Genomic DNA, 24,203 nt, shown 5'->3' on the forward strand with positions numbered 1-24,203 from the left:
TTGGTTGTAATTACTTATCGACTACTAGTTCGCAACTGCGGCGAGCTCCCTAAGCTCCTCTATGCTGCGACTACCGGTGAACTGGACGAATGTCTCGCCCTCCTTGCGCTCTGCTAGGTAACGCTTCATGATCGTAGCGACGAGCGGCTTCACCTCCGTGAACGGAACGCTCTTAAAAACCTCCTTCGCGATCGCTTGCTCATTCTCGACGCCTCCGCCGAGCACGATGCTGTAGCCTTCGACGTTTTCGTCGCCGACCTTCACCTTAACCGACTGCATCCCGATATCGCCGATGTAGTGTTGGGCGCAAGAGTGTTGGCAACCGGTCACGTGGATGTTGATAGGCTGGTCCATGGCGACTTCCTGCTTGAGATAATCGCCAAGCTCTACCGCGTTCGACTTCGTATCCGCAGAAGCATACTTGCAGCCAAAGTTTCCTGTACACGCGATCAATCCGCCAAGGATCGGATCCGCATCGCAATCGAAGCCGTGTTCCTTTATCTCCGAGATCGCCGTATCGACATCCTCGGTACGAACGTGAGGAACGAGAAGGTTCTGCCAAACCGTGAGACGGATCTCTCCAGAGCCGTAGCGGCGGGCGACCTTAGCTATGCCCCTCATTTGCTCCGGCAGCATCTTACCCACGGGAATGCGGACGCCGATATAGTTGAGCCCTTCCTGAGACTGCGGATGTACTCCTAAGTGACTATGACGACGAACCGGGCGCTTGTAGTCGCAATCCTTCAGGTCCATCTTAACGAAATTGAAATCAAGCTTCTTCTCCGTCTCCTCGACAAACTTCTGGTCCCCCCAGTCGTCGATCAGGTACTTGAGACGAGCCTTCTTACGGTTGGTGCGATCTCCGTTCTCGATAAATACGCGAATCATTGCAGCGGCCACCGCGAGGCATTGCTCCGCCTCGATGAGAATTCCGCAATCCTTGGCAAACTGCTTGTGGCCGGTGATCCCCGCTAACTGGACCCGAAAGTACACACCCGGCTTCACTGCTTGCCCTTCCCCTACTCGCACCGCGTAGAAAGCAATGTCGTTGGTATCGGCGCAGGCGCTCATGCGACCTCCGCCATCAAAAGAGATATTGAACTTACGCGGCAAACCGTAAAACTCGCGTGTATTCAAAATCAAGTGATGCATCGCCTTCGCAAGCGGCTGCACGTTGAAAATTTCCTCCGGATCGATTCCTGAAGTAGCCGAGGCGGTTATGTTACGCAGGTTATCTGCACCCGCTCCACGAGAGGTCAGGCCAATATCAACCAGCTTGTCCAAGACCTTAACTGCGTTGCGGGACTGAATCTCGCGCAACTGGAAATTCGCTCTAGTGGTGATGTGTGCATATCCGCCAGCCCATTCCTCCGCCATTTCCGCCATGCCGTCCATTTGATGGGCCCGCATAACTCCTCCTGCAATCCGGCAACGCAGCATGAAAGCTTCCTGGGCCGGAGATACGTTGAAGAGGCCATAGTACTTGATACGAAACATGTCCGCACCTTCCGGCAACTTATTCTCCACCGCATAACGGCAAAGGTCTTCGTAAGAATCCAATCCATCACGCTCGAACTTGAAACGCTCCTCCTTGCAGAGGTCTTCCACCGGAGTTCCATAGACAGTATCCACTTCTGCCTCTGCCGAGCCTGTATCGCTGGTATAACTACCGTCGGAAAGCTTACCGAGGAAAGGAGTGAATCCACGCTGTCCCGCACCTGCGAAGAATCCCGCGAGGTATTCCTTTTGCTCTAAACTGAATGTCTGATTGTTGTTCATCGGTCGAAGGCAGAAGGAAGAGTTACAAAGGGGGTTTACTCATATTCTTCTGCTGTTTTTTCGTTATCATCGAGGATTTAGCATTCGCGATGCCAACCCCCTTGATCCGAGAGATGGGCTTCCCCGCAGGCAGCGAGCCAGCGGTCTCACCGATATCAAATCGCTCCCACAACCCTTCAACTGTAAGCAACTTACAAAGTTCTATAATACTAATCCGCGAAACCATTAAACAAATTTTGGTCTAAATTGATCGTATTTCACCGAAATAGCCTACCGCCGACTGCTTGATTTTAAATAACACTTTTTGATTCTGATCCCTATTTTCATGAATTTCATTCATGTATGCAAAAACGAGCAGGATTGCCCACCGCAGGGCTTCAAACCGAAGCAGACAGATCCGCCAACTGCAGGGCTACCGCACAGTGCTTGTAGGAAGGCTGACGCGAGTACGGATCGAAATCCGGCTTGGTCAAATAATTGGTTTCAGCATAGTGCATCGGCATGAAAAGCTGCCCAACTTGGACGGTTGGGGTGACGAAAGCTTTCGCCGTGACCTCCCCTCGCCGTGAGCGGATCACCACATCGCCTCCACTGCTCACGCCCAACACCTCGGCATCGTAGCTGTTCACCTCTACGTACGCTTCCTTCGGATACAGCTTCCGCAAAACATCGGACTTAGAAGTCCGCGTCTGGGTATGCCACTGGGCGGATGTACCGCGGCCGGTGAGCAGCACAAACGGATAGTCGGAACAAACAGGTTCCGGCAGCGGCTTCGGGTGATCGAACAAGAAAGTCGCCCGCCCATTACCATGAAAGAAAACACCATCCGAGAAGAGAGAACGATGCGTCTCCCCATCCTCCTCCTCGGAACGGTAGGGCCACTGGATTCCGCACTTCTCATCGATTAGATCGTAGCCATCTATTCCTGAAATGTCGCACGGTCGCCCTTTCGTAAGCTTGGTCAAGAGCTTGAATACGGTCTCGGGCGTCTCCCATTCCTTGAACATTTCACCGCAGCCCCAATAGTTCGCCAGAAGGCGGAAAATATTGAAATCCGACAAGGCCTGTCCGGGCGCTTTGCGAACCTTGCGCGTTCGACCGATTCGCCGTTCCGAATTGACAAAGGTTCCTTCCTTCTCGCCCCAGCCAGCCGCCGGCAAAACCAGATCTGCCAATTGAGCAGTTTCGGTGCTGTGGTACATGTCTTGGACTACCAGGAATTCAAGATTCTTAACCGCATCGCGGAACCGACTTTGGCCAATCCAAGAATGAGCCGAGTTGGTCGCAATTATCCAAAGCCCTTTGATCGTCCCGTTCTCGACACCTTGTACGATCTGATCGTACGCCCAGCAATTTTCGTTCGGGATTTTGGATACATCGATTTTCAGAAGTCCAGCAACCTTTTCACGGTGGTCGTCGTCAAGGAAATCGTGCCCCCCCACTAAGCTGCTCGTATTTGAGAAAAGACGCGAACCCATGGCGTTGCATTGTCCCGTGATAGAATTCGCTCCCGTGCCCGGACGACCGATGTTACCGGTCATCAGACAAATATTTATGAGTGACTGAGCGAGGCGAACGCCTTCGTAGCTCTGGTTGACGCCCATTGTCCACCAGATCGAAACTCGTTTTCCTGCCGCGATGCTATCGACTAAGCTACCGATCTCGCTGCGAGAAAGACCACTCTCATTGGAGACCTTTTCTAGTGTGTAATCTTGGACGAAGGATTCAAAATCCTCGAAGCGTTCCGTGTGTTGCTCAACAAAATCACGATCAACGTGACCACGTTCGATCAACTCTCGAGCGATCCCGTAAAAAAGCGAAAGGTCAGACTTCGGAGCGATTGCACAGTGTTGAGTCGCCGCATTGGCAGTCTCCGTGCGGCGTGGATCGACAACGATAATTTCAGGATTGTGGGGATTACGCATCACCCGCTGCCACATGATAGGATGAGCGATGCACGGATTAGCTCCCACAAAGATCAATACATCAGAGTCCTCAAAATCTTGATACGAGTAAGGCGGAGCATCGAAGCCGAACGACTGCTTGTAGGCTGCAATCGCAGTTGCCATACACTGGCGTGTATTCCCGTCGCCATGACGGATCCCCATACCAAACTTACCAAGTGCACCCAAATAGCCGAACTCCTCGTTGGTGATCTGTCCGGTGCCGAGCCACGCGAGGCTATCCGCTCCGTGCTTCGATTGTATTTCCTTAAACTTCTTCGCGAAAGTCGATGCTGCAACGTCCCAACTCACGGGCTGCAGTTTTCCGCTCTCGCCTTTCAACAGCGGTACCGTCGCCCGGTCAGGGGCGTCCAGCACGCGGAGCGCCTCCCACCCCTTAGGACAAGCCATGCCTAGATTAACGGGGTACGACGGATTCGCGCTCAGGTTGACGCCTTCTCCATCCTTCAAATGCACCTTTAAGGAACAACCCGTGGCGCAAAACCCGCACACGCTGTTAACCGTATTCGTAGGCTGGAGACGGCCCGGAACCTTACCGAGACCAAACCCACCCGGGTTAAGAACCAGATCCTTCGTCAGAGGCCCGCTCCACTCCCGCAACAAGCTGTTCTTCTTCGTACGTTCTGGTATCAAACCTTTCATCCGTTTAAACCTCCTGGCATCTTGGGAGCATTGACCGATTTGAAGTAGAGAACCCTCTCCAAAAGCTCGCCTGAACAAACGAGCATCAGCACCAGCAACCCACCGGCCGCTCCATCTAAGCTCGTGGCAGCCACAGCCGCCACGCAGGACAACGCGCCCAGCGACAATCTCGCTCGCCAAATCCCGCTTAAGGCAGTTGTCACTAATCCTTTACTGACTCGATTGTCGTCGAAGGACTCTTTCTCGACAACCATCTTCAGAACAACGATGCCCACAAAAGCAACGGCGATCCCGAGGGAAACGCCCCCGGCGGCGATCATTCCAAAAGCGAGTGCGCCTAAGAGAACCGAGCCATAAAACTTGGATAGCGAATACGGCAGCCTCCAGAAGCTCCTCTGCGTATCCACATATATGTACACCGACGTGAAAACGCCCATTAAGCCTGAAAGCGCCGTAGCTACGACGGCCGCGATTTTCAGTTCATCGACCCAAGCCAGCTCGCTCAGATAGCCAAATCTTCCAGCCAAGACCGCTCCTACCGCAATACAGGAAATAGCCGAACAGGCTCCCAATATTACCGCTTCCCGACTTAACCAAGAACGGCGAAACCCGAGGAACACCCGCCAGGCCTTCAACGGCTGACCGAGGTGCAACGCGCTGCAAACCAGTCCTAGGTGAAACACGACCCAAGCTGCCAACAAGGAAGCGATCCCCGCACCCTCTTGCAAACGCTCCGACCCCAAGGCAGAGGCTACAAATCCTCCGACACCAATCTGGCTCAAGGCCAAGAGACCGACCAGCGGCCAATGCGTATGCTGCACTCTCAAAACATGGGAATCTCCCGCCATCATGTTCTGCGGCAGACCTTTCTTCGAGATGTAACGCGTGGTAGGCTTGGTGTATCCAGGTTCTGGACTATCCGGCAAGAAGCTGTCCGCGTCCTTGCTGCGAGCAACCACCTCCTCCTTCTCAACCGTCACAATCTTAATCGCTTCATGCGGGCAAGCCTGTACGCAAGCAGGAGCCTCGCCCGACGACAAACGCGAATGGCACATGTCGCACTTGCGCACGATACCGCGTTTCGGGCTGAACTTCGGCACGTCGTAGGGGCATTTCAATACACAGTACTGACAGCCAATACATTGGTCATCCAAATGCAGCACGATGCCGCTCGCCTCGTCTTTCTCGTAAGCGTCGACCGGACACCCAATCATGCAAGCAGGCTCCACGCAATGATGGCAAGCAGTCGTCACCGTTTGAAGTGCCGGGCCACGCTCTCCCTCGCCCACTAGCATTCCAATATCCCTCCACGTCTCGTTCTCATCGAGACCATTCAAGCTATGGCATGCGGTCACACAGCCCTTGCAGCCGGAACAACGGTCGAGATCGACTTGAAACGCATACTGCTCGCCCTTGCGAGGGGCAGACAGAGGAATGAGGTCCCCGAACGAGCCCGTCCGCTCAGCGGACGCCCGCTCAGCAGCCTCCGCTAAACGACCAACAGGTGTCTCAACCTGTTGCTGCTCTTCCAGCAGCATGTCTATGAGGGTCTTTTCCTTTAGCTCAATCAGTTCACTCATTTCTTGAAAACCTCGATTGCCCCCTTCGAGCTGCCCACGCGCCAAACCTAAGCAATGCTCCAATTAGTACATTTCTTATTTTTAAGCTTATGCATTAATTATTTTCATCTTTAAAAACTCCCCTCGAGTTAGATCTCTCCCAGGTGAATCCGAGCGTTTTTTTCTGCTCAATTGTTCGCACCCAAACAATCCGGCGCGAGAAACGCTCATTAGCGTTTTTATACTTTTATACATGTATCAGTATTTTCTTTCATCCTTAACTCGAACCCTTCTCATACCATGAGCAAAGAAAACGTCATCGTCATTGGAAACGGCATGGTGGGCTGCAAGTTCCTAGCTGCCATGCTTCAAAAGGATACCGAGCAGCGATTTAATTTGATCACTTTCTGCGAGGAGCCGCGCCCTGCTTACGATCGAGTCCACCTCTCAGAATATTTTTCAGGCAAGACTTCCGACGACCTTACGCTGCAGCCGATCGACTGGTACACCGACAACGGGATCACCATCCACCTCGAAGACAAAGCTGTCGAAATCGATCGAGAATCTAAGGTCGTGCGTTCGGCCAAAGGCATCGAGGTCAGATACGACACGCTAGTGCTCGCAACGGGATCCTCACCTTTCGTACCTCCCGTCCCTGGGATCGAAAAGGAAGGCGTGTTCGTATACCGTACTATCGAAGACCTAGAGGGCATGATGGAGCATGCCAAGGTTGCCAGCAAAGCCGCTGTCATCGGCGGAGGACTGCTCGGACTTGAAGCTGCCAAAGCGACACAAGACCTAGGCCTCGAATCGCACGTCGTCGAATTCGCATCCCGACTCATGCCCCGTCAAGTCGACGATGCGGGAGGCGCAACCCTCAAAGATATCATTGAGTCCCGCGGACTCACCGTACACCTCAACAAGGCAACCACGGAGATCCTGGGCGACGAAAAGGTTAGCGGGATGAGCTTCAAGGACGGCTCGACCCTCGACGTCGATATGATCGTCGTTTCCGCGGGCATTCGCCCGCGGGACGAGCTTGCGCGCAAATGCGGGCTAGAGGTGGGTCCACGCGGTGGCGTCGTAGTTAACGAGCAATTACGAACGAGCGATCCTTCCGTTTTCGCCATCGGGGAAGTAGCCCTCTACAATAATATCATATATGGCCTCGTTGCCCCTGGCTACAACATGGCAGACATCGTAGCGACTCAGATCACCGGCGGTGACGCGAAATTCATCGGTGCGGACATGTCTACCAAGCTCAAGCTGATCGGCACCGACGTCGCAAGCTTTGGTAACATCGAGGCAAACGAACCGCATCAAAACATCGTCCTGACCGACCCCATCAAAGGCACCTACAAGCGCCTCATCACGAGTCAGGATGGCAAGCGACTTATCGGTGGCATCCTCATCGGCGATGCCGACGCTTACGGGACCCTCCTACAGATGACCCTAAATGAAATCGAGCTTCCGGAGGATCCCATTCAGCTAATCCTTCCCGCCGACTCTGGATCCACTCCTGCTTTCGGTCCCGCTGCCTTACCCGACTCCGCCCAAATTTGCTCCTGCGAAAACGTGAGCAAAGGAGACATTTGCTCCGCCATCGAAAGCGGAGCCACAACCTTGCCCGCCCTCAAGAAGTGCACGAAAGCCGGCACCGGTTGCGGCGGCTGCGTTCCTCTCGTTACTAACTTACTCAACCACACCCTCAAAGAGCTCGGCCAAGAGATCAATACCGACCTTTGCGAGCACTTCAGCCATACCCGCCAAGGCCTTTACGAAATCGTTCGCGCCACCGGTATCAACACTTTCGATACTCTTCTCGAGGAACATGGCAACGGCGGCAATGGCTGCGAGATCTGCAAACCTGCAGTCGGATCGATCCTTGCCAGCATTCACAACGACAAGGTTATCGCGCCCCGCAACCGCAAGCTGCAAGACACCAACGACCGATTCCTCGCCAATATCCAAAAGGATGGCACCTACTCAGTCGTGCCGCGCATCCCAGGCGGAGAGATAACCCCCGACAAACTTATCGTAATCGGAGAAGTAGCCAAAGAGTACGGGCTGTACACCAAAATAACCGGAGGCCAACGCATCGACCTCTTCGGAGCTAAGGTCAATGACCTGCCCGCTATCTGGCAAAAGCTCATCGACGCGGGATTCGAGAGCGGCCACGCCTACGGAAAAGCCCTGCGCACCGTTAAGTCCTGCGTGGGCTCTACCTGGTGCCGCTTCGGAGTTCAAGATTCCACGAGCCTCGCCATTGAAGTCGAGAATCGCTACAAAGGAATCCGTGCGCCGCACAAGATCAAATCTGCGGTCAGCGGTTGCACCCGAGAATGCGCCGAAGCTCAGAGCAAGGACTTCGGTATCATCACCACTGAAAAAGGATGGAACCTCTACCTCGGCGGAAACGGTGGCATGAAACCGCGCCACGCTGACCTCTTCGCATCGGACCTCGATAAGGAGACGCTTATCACGTACATCGATCGCTACCTGATGTTTTACATCAAGACCGCGGACAAGCTGCAACGCACTTCCGTCTGGCTCGACTCCCTCCAAGGCGGCATCGAGCATTTGCGGGATGTCATTATTAAGGATTCACTCGGCATCTGCGAAGAGCTAGACCAGCAGATGCAACACCTAGTCGACACCTATCATTGCGAGTGGAAGGACGCCATCGAAGACCCCGAAAAGCTCAAGCGCTTCCGCCACTTCGGCAACAGCGAAGAGAGCGATCCCACCATCAGGCACAGCCTCGAACGCGAGCAGATACGCCCCGCCAATGAGGAAGAGCTGGCAAAACTGTAACAATATTTCCACTACACTTATGTCTGAAAACGCTTCTCAAAACCTCTGGACTGTAATCGGGAAAAGCGAGGAATTCGCCTCCGACCTCGGCGTCTGTATCAAGATAGAAGACGAGCAGATCGCTATCTTCAAACTCGCTGGCGAGAAGGAGTGGTACGCCACCCAGAACCTTTGTCCGCACAACAAGCGAATGGTGCTCTCGCGTGGACTCACAGGCGATCTCAACGGCGAACCCAAGATCACCTGCCCCCTACACAAACGTTCCTTTTCAGTCAATAGCGGCGAATGCCTGACCGACAGCGACACCGGTTGCCTCAAGACCTACCCCATCAAGGAAGACGACGGCAAGTTGCTGATTCAATTTTCGTGACTTGGGTTTTATTAAAGGCAACAGGTCGCTTCCAAAGTTATAATATGTTGATGGAACGCGTCCTCAGAAACGCTTCAACAAGCTTGTATTCTCTTTTTATATACATAACCGCTCCCCCCATAAAAATGCCCGACAGTCGAAGGACTGCCGGGCGCAAGTGGATGGTTCTTAAGCTGCTTATCGACGGTTCAGGAACGAATTTCGCTTGGCGAAGGCCAACCCAATGATTCCCAAAGCAAGGAGCAACGAGGAGCTTCCACTGTCTGGCACGGTCATTGGCTTATTCATCGCCTGATAAGCTGCAGCCGTTTCGGACATACCGATAAACTTCCAATCCCATGTGCTGGGATGAGCTGTAGCTCCCGGCGCTATTTCTCCCCAACCGTAAAACGTCTCTCCGGTAGAGACCGTGAAACTGGATTGGGCTGGGAAATCTTCGAGCGACCTGAAGGTATTCGCCAAAACGTCCGTTGCGATCTCTGGCCAGGGAGCTGGAAGGTTCCGCCCCGTTATCAATGCAGTTTCTGCTGCAATCGGAGCGATTTCATACATGATGACCTCTATGGACCAAGTACCGCTTGGAGACGTCTCGGTATGGTCCGACATGGTTCCCGATCCACTGACCTCCACATGAAAAGCGGTTAGTGAATCCTCTACCCAGTCGACGTTCAAGGCATTGAGAGACAAGCTCAGCGAGGCGGCTAACAGCACCGCCACTAGTGTTTTTATTTTAATCATAACAAGAGTTGGTTGTTTTATTTTCAGGCAGGACTCTCGAACAAACACGGCGTTCGAAAGAAGCCGAATCCCTAAGGTCTCGAGAAGAAACTAGCGAGATGATAACACTCCGACCTGGTGCTATCTCTGGTTCACTAAATTGTCTCCCGAACTACCAACCCGCCAGGCACTGAGAAACCGAACGAGGGAACCCTATAGCGAGCGACGAACAATCTTCGCGACGTCCGAAACAAGGCTAAAAACTCGGTTTCGCGACTTCACCATCAAGTTAAGCTGACAAACTTAATTCCTCGTACTGTAAGATGAGGATAACGTTGCCGATTACCGGCTGAAGTCGTACGCACTAATCTACCCCTAAACCATTATGCCTCAGTTAACGACCACTCGATCTCCTTTGCGTTCGATACTATTCGTCGCTGCCTACCTGCTTCAGGCAATCCTTGTCGAAGGCCAAGACGCTTCCGACGGCAAGTTCCTGCGGAGCACGCGAGATAAGCTTCAGGGTGACTACGACGACACCGACAGCTTCAACCTCGGGAAACGGATCGAAGCTGCCCAACGTATTGCCGAGCGGGACCAGAGCCCGAAATCGCAAAAACAATTATCGAGGTTGATCGAACAGCGCGCCCTGATCATGGCGACCTTGGACCGCGCGTCCCAATCGTCAGCCCCTCTTAAAGAACGACTGCTCAGCCTCGAACCGTTTTCAAAATACATCTCGGCCGATCCTGAGCTCCGAAAAGCGGCCCAAGAGTCTCGACTGATTTTCGATCTCTCAAAATCCGTCAGGATCGCCTCAGAAAACGGAGACCTCGAACACCTTGAAGCATCCCTCGCCGGCCTACCAAGGTCCGGCCTCTCGAGCGTATTCAATTCTCAACTTCAAAACGCGTTACGGAATGGAATCCTCAAACGTATCAAAGTCTCCACTGGAGGCGCTGAGCACGAATCGGTATCTCCAAACGTAGCGACTGACATCATCCTCAAGCGCCTACTCGGCTTACCCAACGAGAAGTTGAAATTTGCCCTGCATCTGACCGGAGAAAACCCAGCTGCTGCATCGCTCTTCCAAAACGCCCTGAAACGAGCTTGGGGCGAAAATTTCGAACTTCAATTTCAGGAATCGTCTTCCACCGTGACGGATGCTGCTCTCTCTGGTAAGATCGAATTGAGCCCTTTGGTAGAAAACCTCAGAAGCCAGGATAAGAATATCGCCTCCAAAATCCCAGGTCGTGTAAAGGCGGTCGAAAATCCCGCGTTCAACAAGCTACTCACCCTCTACGAGAATGCTGATAGAACATACCAAGAAAGCATCGAGCAATACTACGACCAAGATTACAGGCGATTTATGGAGGAACGCTCATCCATAGAAGACCGAACCAAATTAGAGCTGATCGAAGAGGCGCGAAAAGGTGACCCCGAGCTGCAAGAACTAGAGATTGTATATTCGCAGCAATCCCAAGCTCAAATTGAGTACGACTTATACAAGGAATCGCACCTCCGAAACCTTGAACTCCCAGAACTCCCCGAAGCCCCGCATGAGAGACTCCTTAACGACTTGGCGAAAACACCGCCAATCATCGAGGAGACCACCGAAGACGAGGCCTACGAATACGTTCACCGCTCGATTTCGCTCGAACTAAAAACAGAAGCCTACTTAAAATTGGATACAAACGTCTCCAGCACACCAGTAGAACGCCGGCCCAACCTAGAGCATGATAACAGCTGGTTCGAAACGCTAGGTGTCCACCCTCGGGACAAAACTCCCCCAGCAGGTAATTACTCGGAAGCCGAGAAAGAAACAGCTCGCAAGCTTTTCCTGCTGAGCTTCAGCGCGGATTGTTCCAAGCAAATGAGGTCTGCCCTGAGCGAACTCGCGCAATCCATTTGGCAAAAAGGTCAAACGCAGAGCGACGCTCAGCTTTCGGCCTTCGGCTTAGCAATTCAGCTCTCCCAGCAACATTCTAGAACCACTCAGCTGGAGCTGGAGCAACTCATCGAACTTAGCAAGACACTGGCCCCTCTCGACGCAGCAACTCCCGAGGACCTGAATACACTCGTCGTTAGATTCGCTGAACCTCTCGTTCAATGGAACGAAGCCCTCGCTCCAAACAAACAGATATAGCAACGACACTAAATGCGAAGAATATACACCGCTCCAACACTCTTCCTCAAAGCGTTCGCACTATCAACAATCCTTCCTTTCGGCCTCACCGCTCAAACAGCCCTGGAGAAGGCGAAGACGACCCCCCTTCAAACAATTGAGCTCTACTCGAAAGCAGTTCAAGAGAAGGCGAAATGGCAGTCAGTCCGGGAAATCCTCGAGCACAGTCTGATCGTACTGGAGGCGACGGTCTCCGAACTTGGTCGCCAGATCGAAGAAAGCGACGCAGACGCAGCGAACGCTGAAAGTGAGTTTAACAAACTCGAGTCCGAGCTCACGGATATAGAGGAAGGCTACCAACTCATTATCAATCAAATCGATCGTTTGCAGACAGCGACTCTCGAACTCGCGCGCTACGCCCCGCCAACCCTTGCCGCCAAAGTTTCCAGCAGCATAGCAAACCTAGAAGCGCCAGAAGCGTCTCAAGACATTTCTCTCAGAATACAATCCCTGGCGAGCATTCTCATAAACCTCAACCAGTTCAATAAGCAGTACACCGATATCCGGACACTGCACACGTTCGGACAACAGAACACCCAAGAGGTCAGAATCCTCTACGCAGGTCTCGCTCAAGCTTTTGCCCTCAACGGGGACTCCTCTAAAGCATGGGTCCTCACGCCTGCGCCGGACCATTGGGTATGGCAGGAGGCGCCTGAGGCCACTCAAGAAATAGCGGCAGCCTTTAAGGTACTCGACAAGGAACTTCCACCACAACTGACCTCACTTCCTGTAAACCTGACCGAAATTGCCCTTCCCAACAAATGAGAATTCCGTTCAGCAGCCCTCTCCGTTTCTTAGCCCTAGCCAGTCTCCTACCCCTTCTTCACTCTCAATCCGACGTATCCATCGGAGGCATTGAATCAGCCATTCCTGAGCTTGAGACAGAGCTGAGTGAAGCGGTCGGCAACTACAATAGGGTCATCGAAGAAATCGAAAAAGAGAAACTCGATTTAGTGCGAAAGACGAATGCCCTAGACCAACTTGTGCTCGAGAGAAAAGAAGCGCTACGCGAGCGGCAACTAGCAGCCTCCTTAAAAGCGCAGGCGCAGAATACGGCACGCGAACAACTGGATGCCCTAAAGGGACAATCCAGTTACATCGATGGTGTTCTACGCGACTTCACAAACAATTTTCTGACGCGAATCGACTTCACCGAATATCAAATCTTCCTACAGCGGATTACCGATATAAACGAAAAGACTCGGATCGAAAGCGTGCCCTACGACACGAAAATCACCGAGCAACTCAAAGCCATCGAAATGACGATCGATCAACTGGAGAACGCGATCGGTGGCTACCAGTTCCGAGGGAACGCGCTCTCTCCTACTGGCACGCTTTTGACCGGCTCAATCACGAGAGTCGGCCCCAGTTCATACTTCACCGCGGAGGACACAGGACAAAGCGGCATCCTCACTCCAAACATTGGCACCATCGAACCGAAAATCGTTTCAATATCCGCAACGAGCGATCTCGACATAGCCAGCGTCACTGGAGCCCAGCAAGGCCGGCTACCGGTCGACATAAGCACGAACGCCTTAAAGCTAAACCGCGAGCGCGGCACCCTCCTCGAACACATTCAGAAAGGAGGTTGGGTCGGTTACGTGATCCTAACTCTAGGAACGCTTTCAACGCTCCTGGTCATAGTGAAATTCCTCAGCATTAAGAGCGAAAATCCGACGGCTCCCACGAACCTTAAGCAAATCATAAAAGAGGCGAAGCTCGGACACCCGGAATCTGCGAACAAACTGCTTTCCACTAAAAGTAAAAGCGTGCGGCGACTTATCGCTAACGGAATTGAAAACATCAACGAATCGACCGACATGCTTGAGGAGTGCCTCCTATCGAACGTGCTCGACTACAAGCTCAAGCTCGAACGCTTCGTGCCCCTCCTCGCTCTAACGGCAGCGACCGCGCCTCTCCTTGGACTGCTCGGGACCGTCGTCGGTATGATCAAGACCTTTACCCTTATAACCGTATTCGGCACCGGCGATGCGAGCTCGCTTAGCAGCGGAATATCCGAGGCCCTCGTCACGACCGAGCTCGGTCTCGTGATTGCGGTACCCGCGCTTATATTTCACGGACTCGTCATTCACATGATACAAAGTCGAACCACCGCGATGGAGCGGATAACCTTCGAAGTCATCAAGGAGTCCAGTCGCAGCCTAGGAGTGAAGTGAAGGCATTGGAAACAACTTTCAACGAGCTGTTCGCCAACGGTGGATTACCGATGGTCGGGCTGTTTGTGCTTTCGATCGCTCTCTACACATCCCTCTGTAGGTCCTTGCTAACCGTCACCAAAATTCGGAGACACCTCCGCAGCCATCCACTGTCCAGTGAAGACCCGAGCACCCATTCGACAATGAGATCCAGTTTCCGCGCGAGGATTCACAAACGGCTTCGATTCTCACGAGTCCTCACGGTGGCTGCCCCGCTTCTAGGGCTTCTCGGAACCGTCATGGGTATGCTGAATACCTTCAACGTCCTCTCTCAAGAGAAGTCAGCCGACACCGCTACCTCGGTGGCAGAAGGCATTTCCATGGCCCTCGTCACCACTCAAGCGGGACTCATGGTCGCGCTGCCGGCCCTTTTTTTAACAGAGTGGATCAAGCAGCTCAGCAAACGTAGCGAGCGGATGTTCTTCGCTCAATCGAGCAAACCCTCTACCCTCACATGATCAAGGAGAAGCTTCGCGACGACCGCAACGAGCAGGTCGAAATCAATCTATCTCCAATGATCGATTGCATCTTTATCCTGCTGATATTCTTCATCCTCACCACGGTATTCGTTGAGGAGACCGGCATAAAGGTAAACAAGCCCAATGCCGCCAACGCTGTGCTTCTGGAAAAGAACAGCGTTCTAATCGCTATCAACGAGCAAGACAAAGTCTACTACGGCGGTCACGAGATCGGAATATCCGGCGTTCGCCCCATCATCGAACAAGCGTTGAAGGACACTGAGTCGTCGGTCATCATTCACGCGGACCGCAATTCGACACACGACGTATTCAGCCAAATATACGGAGAGGCAAAGGCTGCCGGAGCCCAAAACGTGCAATTCTCGACCAAGAGCGACTAGCAGCGAATGGACCCCTTCGATCAGATTCTCGCAGACAATACGGGCCGATGGAAAGCTTACCTTTTCGGAGCGCTAGCGAGCGTCGCCATTTTCATTTCCATCATACTTACGCGACAGTTCGAGATACCTGTCGCCAAAACCATAGAAACTCAGATCTCCGAATTTTACCCGCCGCCGCCACCACCGCCGCCTAAAGCGACTCCGCCCGAGATCCAGGAAGCTTCGGAGATAGATTTTACGGTACCTATCGACCCGACCCCCTTCGAGTTCAGTCTCGACTACTTGAAAGTACAAATCGGCCCGGAGTCGAAATCACTCGAAAGCATCTCATTCGATCTAGACCAATCGATTGAGCAGTTTCGCTCGAGCGGTCTCGATCGGATGCAAGTTTACGAAACCAAAGATGTGGACGAAGCGCCCGTGCCGATACGCAGATTCACCCCCAAGCTCCCCGCTGAATTCAAGTCGTTATCACTCAAGGCTATCGTCCAATATCGAGTTACAGAAGCTGGCACAGCCGAGAACATCACCATACTCGATACCAACATCCCCGAGATGAACGAATTTCTGATCAGTACCATAAAACGGTGGGGATTTAAACCCGCAATTAAAGACGGAAGCCCTGTTCAGTCCTGGGCTCGCCACCGCATATCTATAGAAAACAAGGCCCGCCCCGACAGCCCGTTCGCTCCCTAAGACCAATGAGGTTTCCTAAAACAAGCATCTATCTGTTCGCAGTCGTACTACCACTGGTGACGTCACCATTCTCCGAAGGACAAGCGTATTTCGATCTCGGATACAAGCTCCAGAGCGACGACGCTTTCAAGAAATCGTTTCTGGGCAGCTACGGCGTGAACTCCGAAAACGAGCCGTCCATAAGCGAAGTCGAATCGGTCGTCTTGGAAAAAGTCTCTAAGATGTTCGAGGTAAACACCGCCTACGCCCAGAGGATGCTGGAAACGCTCGTCACGGACGAAGCAGGTGTCTCTGCAACATTCAACTACCTTTTAGCCAACCTTTATTTCGAGAATGAAGAGTACCTTCTAGCAGAAACTGAATACAAGAAGGCCATCGAAAAGTTTCCATCCTTCCAAAGAGCTTGGAACAACCTCGGCGTGCTCTTGATGAGGGGTGAGGACACCGAGCAGGCGATGAAGGCATTTTCACGCAGCATCGAGCTGGGCGACACCAGCGCAGGTACCTACGGACGGCTCGCCTACTGCCACTACGAACTTAAGAACTTCCTATCCGCAGAGGCAGCCTACACGCAGGCGATCTTGCACGATCCCAGGAACCCGCAGTGGCTAGAAGGGAAAGTCGAGGTCTACATGGCTTCAGAACGCTTCGAGCAGGCGGCGCTCATGATCGACGAACTCATTACGAGATACCCGGGCGCGCCCAACTACTGGCTCGCTCAATCGAACGCCTACCTTGCTCTCGACAAAAACAAGCTCGCTGCAAGAAACCTCGAGGTCGTGCACAAAATGGGGAAAGCCGGCTCCAATGAGCTCTACCAACTGGGTCGGCTCTATTCGCTGCTTGGGTTCGGCGAACTCGCCTTTCGCCGCTTCGAACTTACGGACCGTTTAAACGAACGGTACCTTCTGGAGTCGGCCCTTGTCCTGCAAGATCGAGGTGAAACCTCGACCGCCACTAGCATCCTCAACTTGCTGAAGAAGCCCGTTGAAGAAATGTCGCCGGAAGATTCTTCCCTCTACTTCAGGCTCCAAGCAAGCTTGGCTACCAACTCCGGCGATTCGGAAAAAGCGATCGAGTACTGGGAAAGAGCTCGTGAACAAGACCCGCTAAACGGGGAGCATCTTCTTCGCCTCGCTGCTCTCTACCTAAAGCAGCAACAACGCGAGAAAGCCTACCTGTTAGCGGAACGAGCAGAACAGGACGAGAGAACCACCTTTCAAGCCCTCCTGACGCGAAGTAAGCTACTCGTCGAAGATCGTAAGTACTCCGAAGCTCAGCAGCTCCTTAGCAAGGCCCTGCAACTACAATCAAGCGAAAGCCTGCAAAACCTCTACACTCGGGTAGTAGAAGCCAGCGCCCAGACCCGATAAATATCCTCCGCAAGGACTACCGTAAAAACCAAAGCAAAGTTGCCACCTCAGCCGCTAGCAGAGCTCCCGCGACTATCTTCCAGAAAAGAACCGGATTCCGCTCGATGAACGGCCCCGCATTTTCAGGTAGAAATTTGGGGTTCGGATGCTCGATATCGTACTCAAACTCCGAATACGATTCATAGCGAAGGTGAGGATTGATCGCCACTGCCTTCCGCAAAGCCCCGTCGAGCCAGACGGGTACATGCGAGTTGTACTTGGTAGCCGGTTGGTACTCCAGCACTGAGAAGTCCCGTACCGATTGGCAACGCTCATACCGCTCGCCGTAAGGCAACTTGCCGGTCAGCATCTCGTAGACGATCACGCCCAAGGAAAACATGTCCGACATGCGAGACGGCTTTTTCTCCAAGAAATACTCCGGAGCGCTATAACCAAGTGTCCCTAAGGCATGGCCGCCAAGGGAGAAAGCGTTGATCTCCTGCAGGCCGGCGACATGGGTCGAGCCGTAGTCTATGATGACCGCCCCTCGCTCAGGATGTAGGATGATATTGCTCGGCTTGAGATCCTGATGAAGCATTTCCATCCGATGCATGGCGCGGAGCCCCTGCAGGATCTCCCGTGCCATTGTGGTCACCCGCCGCACGTCTGGCGTCGGGTTCTCCCGTATCCATTGCTCAAGCGACTGGCCTTCGATGTATTCGAGAACCGTATACAGAAAGTTCTGCCCATGTGGCGGGGCGAAGGCCCTAGCAAGACGCTCGTGCTTGAGCTTCTTGCCAATCCACCCTTCCATGATGAAACGCTCGATGTATCCGGTGTCATCTTCGAAGGTCACCGATGGGGTCTTGATCACCACTAAGCGGCCGCTCTCGGCTTCTCGAGCAATGTAGGTTTGGCTGCGGCTGGTTGCTTGCAGTTCCTCCTCGATCTCGTAGCCGTCCATCTTCATCCCCGGAGCCAAATCTGGAGGAAAGGGCAGACGCTTGAAATGGCGTTGGTGTTCGCGCTTGCTCGCTGCTCCGATTCCTAGGACCTCGATCAGGATCGCCGAACAGTTGTCGTTGCTATTCGCAGCAAGAGCCTTCCGGCACAGCTCCCCGCAGGCAAGGTCAAATCCTTCTTTCTCCGCCGCTTCGACCGACGATTTCAAAACTGCATCTGTCAGGAAACCGTGGATACCGTCAGTGGTGAGCAGATAGCGATCTCCCTCCTCTACCGGGAGGTTTGAGGTTTCGACATCTAGCCCCGTATCCATTCCCATGGCGCGGGCCAAACCTGTGCCCCCTCTACCGTAGCTGAAAGAGTGGTCACGGGTGAGTTGCTCGAAGTCATCTCCTCGCAAGCGATAGATCCTCGTATCGCCGACATGAAAAATGTGGACGCTCCCCCCTTTGAATACGAGCGAAGTCATCGTGGTCACGTAGCCTCGACCGTCGCGCGAGTTGCTTCGCCCGAGTCCGTAAAGCCAGCGATTCAAGGATTGGAAAACCTTGTTTCCACAGGTCGCTACCGTCCAAGCTTCCGGAGCATCGTAGTAGTCGTTCAAGAAGCCTTGGACGCAAATCTCGGCCGCTTGCTTGCCATGCTCAGCAGCGCTCACGCCATCGGCGATCACCGCCGCAATTCCTTTAGTGATCAGCTCGATGCCCTCTGGAACTCGCACACCGAGGCAATCGTCATTTTGCTCATTCGGCCCCGCATCGCTCGACATGCCAGCTTCGATCTTGAGGGCGAATTCTAATGGCATATCGCGAAGTGGCATGGGTGTAGGGTTAGATGAAGTTAGGGCCAAGCACGGATATTCCTCAATTCGAAAAGCAACGACGGACGCTTTCCTAGAAAAGCGCCCGCCGCGAGTTCAATGAACTAAACTACATACCTAAATTGAATACACGGACTAGGCGACCTCGATCTTTTGAACGGTCCCGTCTTCCAAGACTTCAACCGTATGCCCTCGGGGCTCCTCCAAGAAGAAAGACGCCGCAAATGCGAGAGCCGAGGAACAGGCAATCACGATGAAGAAGGTGGAAGCATCCACAAAGGAGTAAATCGTCAAGAAGGTGACCGCTCCCACATTTCCATAAGCTCCAACCATGCCGGCGATCTGCCCTGAAAGGCGACGCTTCACGAGCGGAACGATTGCGAAAACCGCACCTTCTCCGGATTGCACGAAAAACGAGCACATCATGGTGGCCGCGACCGCAAGCAAGAGCGGCCAGCTACCGTCGACCATACCCATCACAAAATATCCGACCGCTAGGCCGCAGATGAGAATTAGCATGGTTACTCGGCGTCCGAACTTATCGGATACAAGCCCGCCGAAAGGACGCGCCAAAAGATTCATCAACGCAAAACCGCCGCCAAAAAGGCCTGCCATTTGCGGAGTAAGGCCGAATGTATCCATAAAAAAACCTGGAAGCATGGATACAACTGCTAGTTCCGAACCAAAGGTTACGAAGTAGTTGATGTCGAGGATAGCGACTTGCTTGAACTTGTAGTGTTGCTGCTCGTCCACCCCGTTTTGCAGCATGTCTTTGTTGACGTTGTAAATCGAGGAAACCTGAACGATGAAGAGAGCTGCAAGCGCCACGTAGATGCCGTAGGTCGCGCCTTGACTGAGAAGCGAGACTCCGGAAGGCGAAAGCTTCCAAGCCAGCACCGCCAAGCAAGCGTACATCGGGACCGTCATCCCAATCAGGAAATAGAAGTCGCGTCGGGACGTCACCTCTAAGCCACCAGACTTTTTCGGCTTAAAATAAGTCGAACCTTTCGGCGTGTTGCGTGCCTTCCAGAAGAAGAAGACTCCGTAACAAGCTGCGATGACACCTGTCGTAAGCACCGCGTAGCGCCAGCCGTCGGGACCGCCGTAGAAGAGCATGAGCGTTGGCAAAGTCCAAGCCGCAGCGGCCGATCCGAAATTGCCCCATCCTCCATAGATGCCCTCGGCAAGCCCTACCGTCTTGGCAGGAAACCACTCTCCGATCATGCGGATGCCGATCACGAAACCGGCCCCGATAAAGCCCATCAATAAGCGTGCCAGGGCCAGCATTTCGTAGCTGCTCGCCATGGAGAAAAACAAACAGAGTCCGCCCGCGGCGATCAGTAGTCCGCTATAAACATGACGCGGGCCAAACTTGTCCACCAGCATACCGATAACGATACGTGAGGGAATTGTAAGCGCTACATTCAGAATGAGAAGCGCCTTCCACTGCGCTGTAGTCATGTCGAATGACGTCATGATCGCGTCGCGCATCGGCGCATGGCTGAACCACATCACGAAGGTAAGGAAAAACGCGAACCAAGTGATGTGAAGCGTGAAGATCCGGGGATCGGAGATCTTGAAGAGGTTGATTTTACTTTGTGACATGGTTGAGAAAGTTTAGCCGCTGATCAGGATTACCCGGCCTGTGTCAATTTAATCAATCAGCTACGCTCATGCCAACGGACCGTGATGCTCAAATTAATCAGTTTCTATTTTTTTAATTATAACTGTATTTCTATTCATGAACCTAGCGACACATAGCCTCCCCTATCCTTGGTTTTCCATCTGCCCGCCTGGAGGGCGATAACACCTCTATCTCCCCTTCGTATCTGGAGTAACACCTCAGCCGACTTTCGCCTTCTTACGTGCTTTCTTCTCCTTCTCGCAATCGTCTAGGAATTGCAGTAGGCGCCGACGGTATTCATAGAAATCGGCTGTCTCCATAATTTCCTCACGGTCGCGCGGACGCTGAAAATCGATTTCCATCACTTCGCCGACCTTAGCGCCCGGACCATTGGTCATCATGCAAATCCGGTCGGACATGTAGACGGCTTCGTCCGGATCGTGCGTGATCATCATAGTGGTGATCTTCTCAAAATTCAGGATGTTGAGGATCACGTCTTGTAGCTCCATCCGTGTGAGCGAATCAAGCCGCCCAAAAGGCTCATCGAGCAAAAGCATCTTAGGACGCAAGGCAATAGCACGGGCAATTCCGACGCGCTGCTGCATGCCGCCCGACATCTCTTTCGGGTACTTGTGCATGGAGTCTTTCAAGCCTACCGCACAAAGCGAATACTCCACCATCTGCTGGCGCTCCTCCTTCGAAGCATCCGGAAAAACCTGCTTCACGCCAAGCATTACGTTGCCAAAACAGGTGAGCCATGGAAGCAGGCAAGGAGCTTGGAAGACCACCGCTCGGTCCGGACCAGGTCCTGCCACTTCGCGGCCCGCTACGATAACGCCGCCTGAGGAGATCGGTATAAGCCCAGCGACCATGTTCAACACCGTGGACTTACCACAGCCGGAGTGCCCGATCACGCTAACCAACTCGCCCTGTTTGACCATCAAGTTAAACCCGTCGACGACCTTGATCGCTTCCCCGAAGGGATTCGGATAGGCCTTCACAACCTGAAAGAGTTCTACGTATCTGTCTTCTAGCATCTTAGTGTATCCTTATTCCTCCTACATTCATGATCTCGCCAATGAACTACCTCACCTTGACTGACGCCCGCTTCGGAGGCGTAAAGTCGTAAGGAATAATGTCCGGCATCTTAATCGAAGAATCTACCTTCAGGTCCTTCGCATCCTTGTTCATTCCCACCATGAAGCGGGTCACGGAATTCTTCAGCTTCATGAAGTCAGGGTTCTTGTTCAAATTTGCCCGATCGCGCGGTCGCTCCATTGTTACCGGAAACGGCTCCGCTAGCGTGGCCTCAGGCCCCAGCGTCAAAGGCACGATCCGGTCCGCCATGAGGGTAGCCTCATCCACGTCGTTGGTAATCATCACCACCGTACGCTTGTCCTCTTCCCAAATCCGGATGATTTCGTCCTGCAGCACCGCACGCGTTAAAGCGTCGAGGGCGCTCAACGGCTCGTCGAGCAGGAGGACCTCTGGTTGCATGGCCAGCGTTCGAGCCAGCGATACGCGTTGGCGCATCCCGCCGGAGAGTTCGTGCGGGTTTTTCTCGAGGGCGGGCGTTAAGCTCACCATCTCGACGTAGCGTTCCACGTGCTCCTTGACCTGAGCTTTGGTAAAGCCGGGGAAAACCTGGCGAACCGCGAGCTCGATGTTTCCAAAGACCGTGAGCCACGGAAGCAACGAGTAGTTCTGGAACATGATACCCAAGCTCGGTCCTGGATTTTCAACGATAGATCCATGCAAACGCACCTCTCCCTTGTCGGGGCGCTGCAGGCCTGAGAGCAAAGACATGAGCGTACTCTTGCCACTGCCCGAAAAGCCGATCACCGCCACAAACTCGTTCTCCTCGACTGATAGGTTGATGTCCTTCAGCACTTCCGTGCGATTGGAAGGCGGACCGAAACCGATCGAGACATTATCCATTTCCAAGTAAGCCATATCTAAAGATCTCCGTATCCGCTAAATTTATACAGAAGTGCCACCGCCGTCGAATGAGACAAAACGCTGCAGGATGATCATCATGCGATCCAAGAAGAATCCTATAATGCCCACTACGAAACATACCATGATGATGTTAGCAAAAGTGAGAGAGGAACCGTTCTGGTACTCGTCCCAAACGAACTTGCCCAAGCCGTCCGAAGAAGAAAGCGCTTCCGCGGCGATCAACACCATCCACCCAACACCCAACGAGATACGCAGTCCGGCGAAGACCAGCGGCAAGGCAGATGGGATAACGATCTTGAAAAGACGGCTCCAGAATCCGAGACGCAATACACGAGCCACGTTGACGTGGTCTTGGTCAATCGAAGCGACCCCCAAAGCCGTATTCACGAGAGCGGGCCACACTGCGCACATCGCGACCGTGCAAGCCGAGAAGATGAGCGCTGGATTAATTTCCAGGGAAGAAACAAGGGGCAAGTTATTCAGGAAATTGAGCAAGGCATGATTTTCTGGATCTGGAAAAAACGCCCCCACCACGATCTGGAAAATCAGCAGCCATACCACTGGCGACACCGGTTTGAAAATCGAGATGATCGGCGTCATGCACGCCATGAAAATTTTGTTGAGCCCACACATGATGCCAACGGGAATGGCCACGAAGGCCGCCATGAAGAATCCAACGAACACCGTGAAAATCGAGCGCTTGGTCTGATGGTAAATCGTGACCGCAGACGCATACTCCTGACCTTCCAGACGGGCTGCGCTTTCTTCAGCGCGAACCGCTCGCTTGGCGATCTTTAATGCGTCCTTGGCGGAACCGGCCGTCGAAAGCTCGGTCATGTACTCCTTCAGCTCCGATTGAGCTTCGTCGAGCTTCACGTACAAGTTTCGGTCATCGAGGAACTCGAGACGTGTCTTCATGAAAAATTGCTTGTCGGCCACGCTGTCATACTCCTTGCGAGCCTGATCGAGCGGCTTGTACTTTTGAGAACGGATTTCATCGATCTGCGTCTTGATGACGCTGAGCTCTGCACGCTCCAGATCCGTAGCAACACTATCGTTTCGAATCGCGGCAATGAGGACGGCCGCTTCAGTCTTTCCTTCCGATACCTCTTTAGAAATTCTGGCGATCTCCGCGTCGCGAGCCTTGGCGGTCTCCTTGTATTCATCCTTCAATGACTCATACTTTTCGTCTAAAGGTGCGATCAGCCGAGCTACACGATTAGCTTTTTCAGTTTCCTTTTCCGCGACGAGAGCTTTTGCAGCATCCACTTGCTCCGTCAGGATCGCGTAATCCCTCACGACTTCTTCCAGGGCCGCTTCACGCTCGCTACCACTTAGCAAAAAGTCGCTCTTCTTTACCTTTTCGCGATCAGCAATGGTATCATTAATCTTAACCGACTCCCAAACGATATCCGGGGTGGGCACCTCTCCGGACTTCGTCTTATGACGCGGGCCGAACCAAGACCAAAGCCAGATACAGCTCAGCACGAAGATCGTTGGGATCACCAAGTACTTAACGATTGCCGCAAATTGCTTCTGCGGCTCCTCGCCGAATATCAATCGTATAACCGGGTCGAACGCCGTAAAGCCGCTCACGTCGAGCGCCTTGAGGATGCGATACTTAATTTTGTCCTTCGTTGATTCAGCCATCTTAGTGAAAGTTTGAGAGTGTGCCTTGCTATTT

18 protein-coding genes are annotated in these 24,203 nt (G+C 53.1%); 9 read left to right on the forward strand and 9 right to left on the reverse strand.

The features are described from left to right. Positions 1–24: 24 nt before the first annotated feature. The 3 genes from QEH53_RS16355 to QEH53_RS16365 form a co-directional block, all read right to left on the reverse strand. Positions 25–1,779: a NirA family protein gene (locus QEH53_RS16355; RefSeq protein ID WP_309024293.1), complete on the reverse strand. Its 1,755-nt coding sequence runs from the start codon at positions 1,777–1,779 to the stop codon at positions 25–27. A gap of 377 nt (positions 1,780–2,156) precedes the next feature. Beyond that, positions 2,157–4,385 (reverse strand): nitrate reductase, encoded by a 2,229-nt coding sequence (locus QEH53_RS16360; RefSeq protein WP_309024294.1) that lies wholly within the window; start codon positions 4,383–4,385, stop codon positions 2,157–2,159. Continuing rightward, positions 4,382–5,965 carry a DmsC/YnfH family molybdoenzyme membrane anchor subunit gene (locus tag QEH53_RS16365; protein ID WP_309024295.1) on the reverse strand — a complete coding sequence of 528 codons (1,584 nt, stop codon included), beginning with the start codon at positions 5,963–5,965 and terminating at the stop codon, positions 4,382–4,384. The genes QEH53_RS16360 and QEH53_RS16365 overlap by 4 nt, the downstream gene beginning before the upstream one ends. Positions 5,966–6,244: 279 nt before the next feature. On the opposite strand from QEH53_RS16365, the gene nirB reads away from it, so the two are divergent. After that, a complete protein-coding gene (gene nirB, locus QEH53_RS16370; protein ID WP_309024296.1) occupies positions 6,245–8,758 on the forward strand; it encodes a nitrite reductase large subunit NirB in 2,514 nt (837 codons plus the stop codon). A 19-nt stretch (positions 8,759–8,777) separates the two neighbouring features. After that, positions 8,778–9,128, forward strand: coding sequence for a nitrite reductase small subunit NirD (gene nirD, locus QEH53_RS16375; protein ID WP_309024297.1), 351 nt, complete (start codon positions 8,778–8,780; stop codon positions 9,126–9,128). A 177-nt stretch (positions 9,129–9,305) separates the two neighbouring features. Here the strand turns inward: nirD and QEH53_RS16380 are convergent, their stop codons facing one another. Beyond that, entirely contained in the window at positions 9,306–9,866 is a 561-nt protein-coding gene (locus QEH53_RS16380; protein WP_309024298.1) for a VPDSG-CTERM sorting domain-containing protein, read from the reverse strand. Between the two features lie 364 nt (positions 9,867–10,230). Between QEH53_RS16380 and QEH53_RS16385 the strand changes: the two genes are divergently transcribed. The 7 genes from QEH53_RS16385 (at position 10,231) to QEH53_RS16415 (ending at position 17,174) form a co-directional block, all read left to right on the forward strand. Further along, a complete protein-coding gene (locus QEH53_RS16385) occupies positions 10,231–11,991 on the forward strand; it encodes a hypothetical protein (protein WP_309024299.1) in 1,761 nt (586 codons plus the stop codon). 12 nt (positions 11,992–12,003) lie between these two features. Continuing rightward, the gene (locus QEH53_RS16390) at positions 12,004–12,795 is read left to right on the forward strand and encodes a DUF3450 family protein (protein ID WP_309024300.1); all 792 of its coding nucleotides are present in this window, start codon (positions 12,004–12,006) and stop codon (positions 12,793–12,795) included. Next, positions 12,792–14,207, forward strand: a complete 1,416-nt coding sequence (locus tag QEH53_RS16395) for a MotA/TolQ/ExbB proton channel family protein (RefSeq protein ID WP_309024301.1) — start codon at positions 12,792–12,794, stop codon at positions 14,205–14,207. Before QEH53_RS16390 ends, QEH53_RS16395 begins: the two co-directional genes overlap by 4 nt. Before the next feature lie 182 nt (positions 14,208–14,389). Then, positions 14,390–14,704, forward strand: coding sequence for a MotA/TolQ/ExbB proton channel family protein (locus tag QEH53_RS16400; protein ID WP_309024302.1), 315 nt, complete (start codon positions 14,390–14,392; stop codon positions 14,702–14,704). Beyond that, the gene (locus tag QEH53_RS16405) at positions 14,701–15,105 is read left to right on the forward strand and encodes a biopolymer transporter ExbD (protein WP_309024303.1); all 405 of its coding nucleotides are present in this window, start codon (positions 14,701–14,703) and stop codon (positions 15,103–15,105) included. The genes QEH53_RS16400 and QEH53_RS16405 overlap by 4 nt, the downstream gene beginning before the upstream one ends. A 6-nt stretch (positions 15,106–15,111) precedes the next feature. Then, positions 15,112–15,801 (forward strand): energy transducer TonB, encoded by a 690-nt coding sequence (locus QEH53_RS16410; RefSeq protein WP_309024304.1) that lies wholly within the window; start codon positions 15,112–15,114, stop codon positions 15,799–15,801. Positions 15,802–15,806: 5 nt separating this feature from the next. Beyond that, positions 15,807–17,174, forward strand: coding sequence for a tetratricopeptide repeat protein (locus QEH53_RS16415; protein ID WP_309024305.1), 1,368 nt, complete (start codon positions 15,807–15,809; stop codon positions 17,172–17,174). Positions 17,175–17,190: 16 nt separating this feature from the next. On the opposite strand, the gene QEH53_RS16420 is transcribed toward QEH53_RS16415, so the two are convergent. From QEH53_RS16420 to QEH53_RS16440, 5 genes are all read right to left on the reverse strand, one after another. After that, positions 17,191–18,936 carry a bifunctional protein-serine/threonine kinase/phosphatase gene (locus tag QEH53_RS16420; protein ID WP_309024306.1) on the reverse strand — a complete coding sequence of 582 codons (1,746 nt, stop codon included), beginning with the start codon at positions 18,934–18,936 and terminating at the stop codon, positions 17,191–17,193. 135 nt (positions 18,937–19,071) lie between these two features. Further along, positions 19,072–20,541: an MFS transporter gene (locus tag QEH53_RS16425; RefSeq protein ID WP_309024307.1), complete on the reverse strand. Its 1,470-nt coding sequence runs from the start codon at positions 20,539–20,541 to the stop codon at positions 19,072–19,074. Between the two features lie 237 nt (positions 20,542–20,778). Then, the gene (locus QEH53_RS16430) at positions 20,779–21,597 is read right to left on the reverse strand and encodes an ABC transporter ATP-binding protein (protein ID WP_309024308.1); all 819 of its coding nucleotides are present in this window, start codon (positions 21,595–21,597) and stop codon (positions 20,779–20,781) included. Positions 21,598–21,643: 46 nt separating this feature from the next. Then, positions 21,644–22,513 (reverse strand): ABC transporter ATP-binding protein, encoded by an 870-nt coding sequence (locus QEH53_RS16435; RefSeq protein ID WP_309024309.1) that lies wholly within the window; start codon positions 22,511–22,513, stop codon positions 21,644–21,646. Between the two features lie 27 nt (positions 22,514–22,540). Then, positions 22,541–24,169 (reverse strand): ABC transporter permease subunit, encoded by a 1,629-nt coding sequence (locus tag QEH53_RS16440; RefSeq protein WP_309024310.1) that lies wholly within the window; start codon positions 24,167–24,169, stop codon positions 22,541–22,543. Positions 24,170–24,203: the final 34 nt, after the last annotated feature.

Origin of the sequence: Pelagicoccus sp. SDUM812002 (assembly GCF_031127835.1) — a bacterium.
GTDB lineage: Bacteria > Verrucomicrobiota > Verrucomicrobiia > Opitutales > Opitutaceae > Pelagicoccus.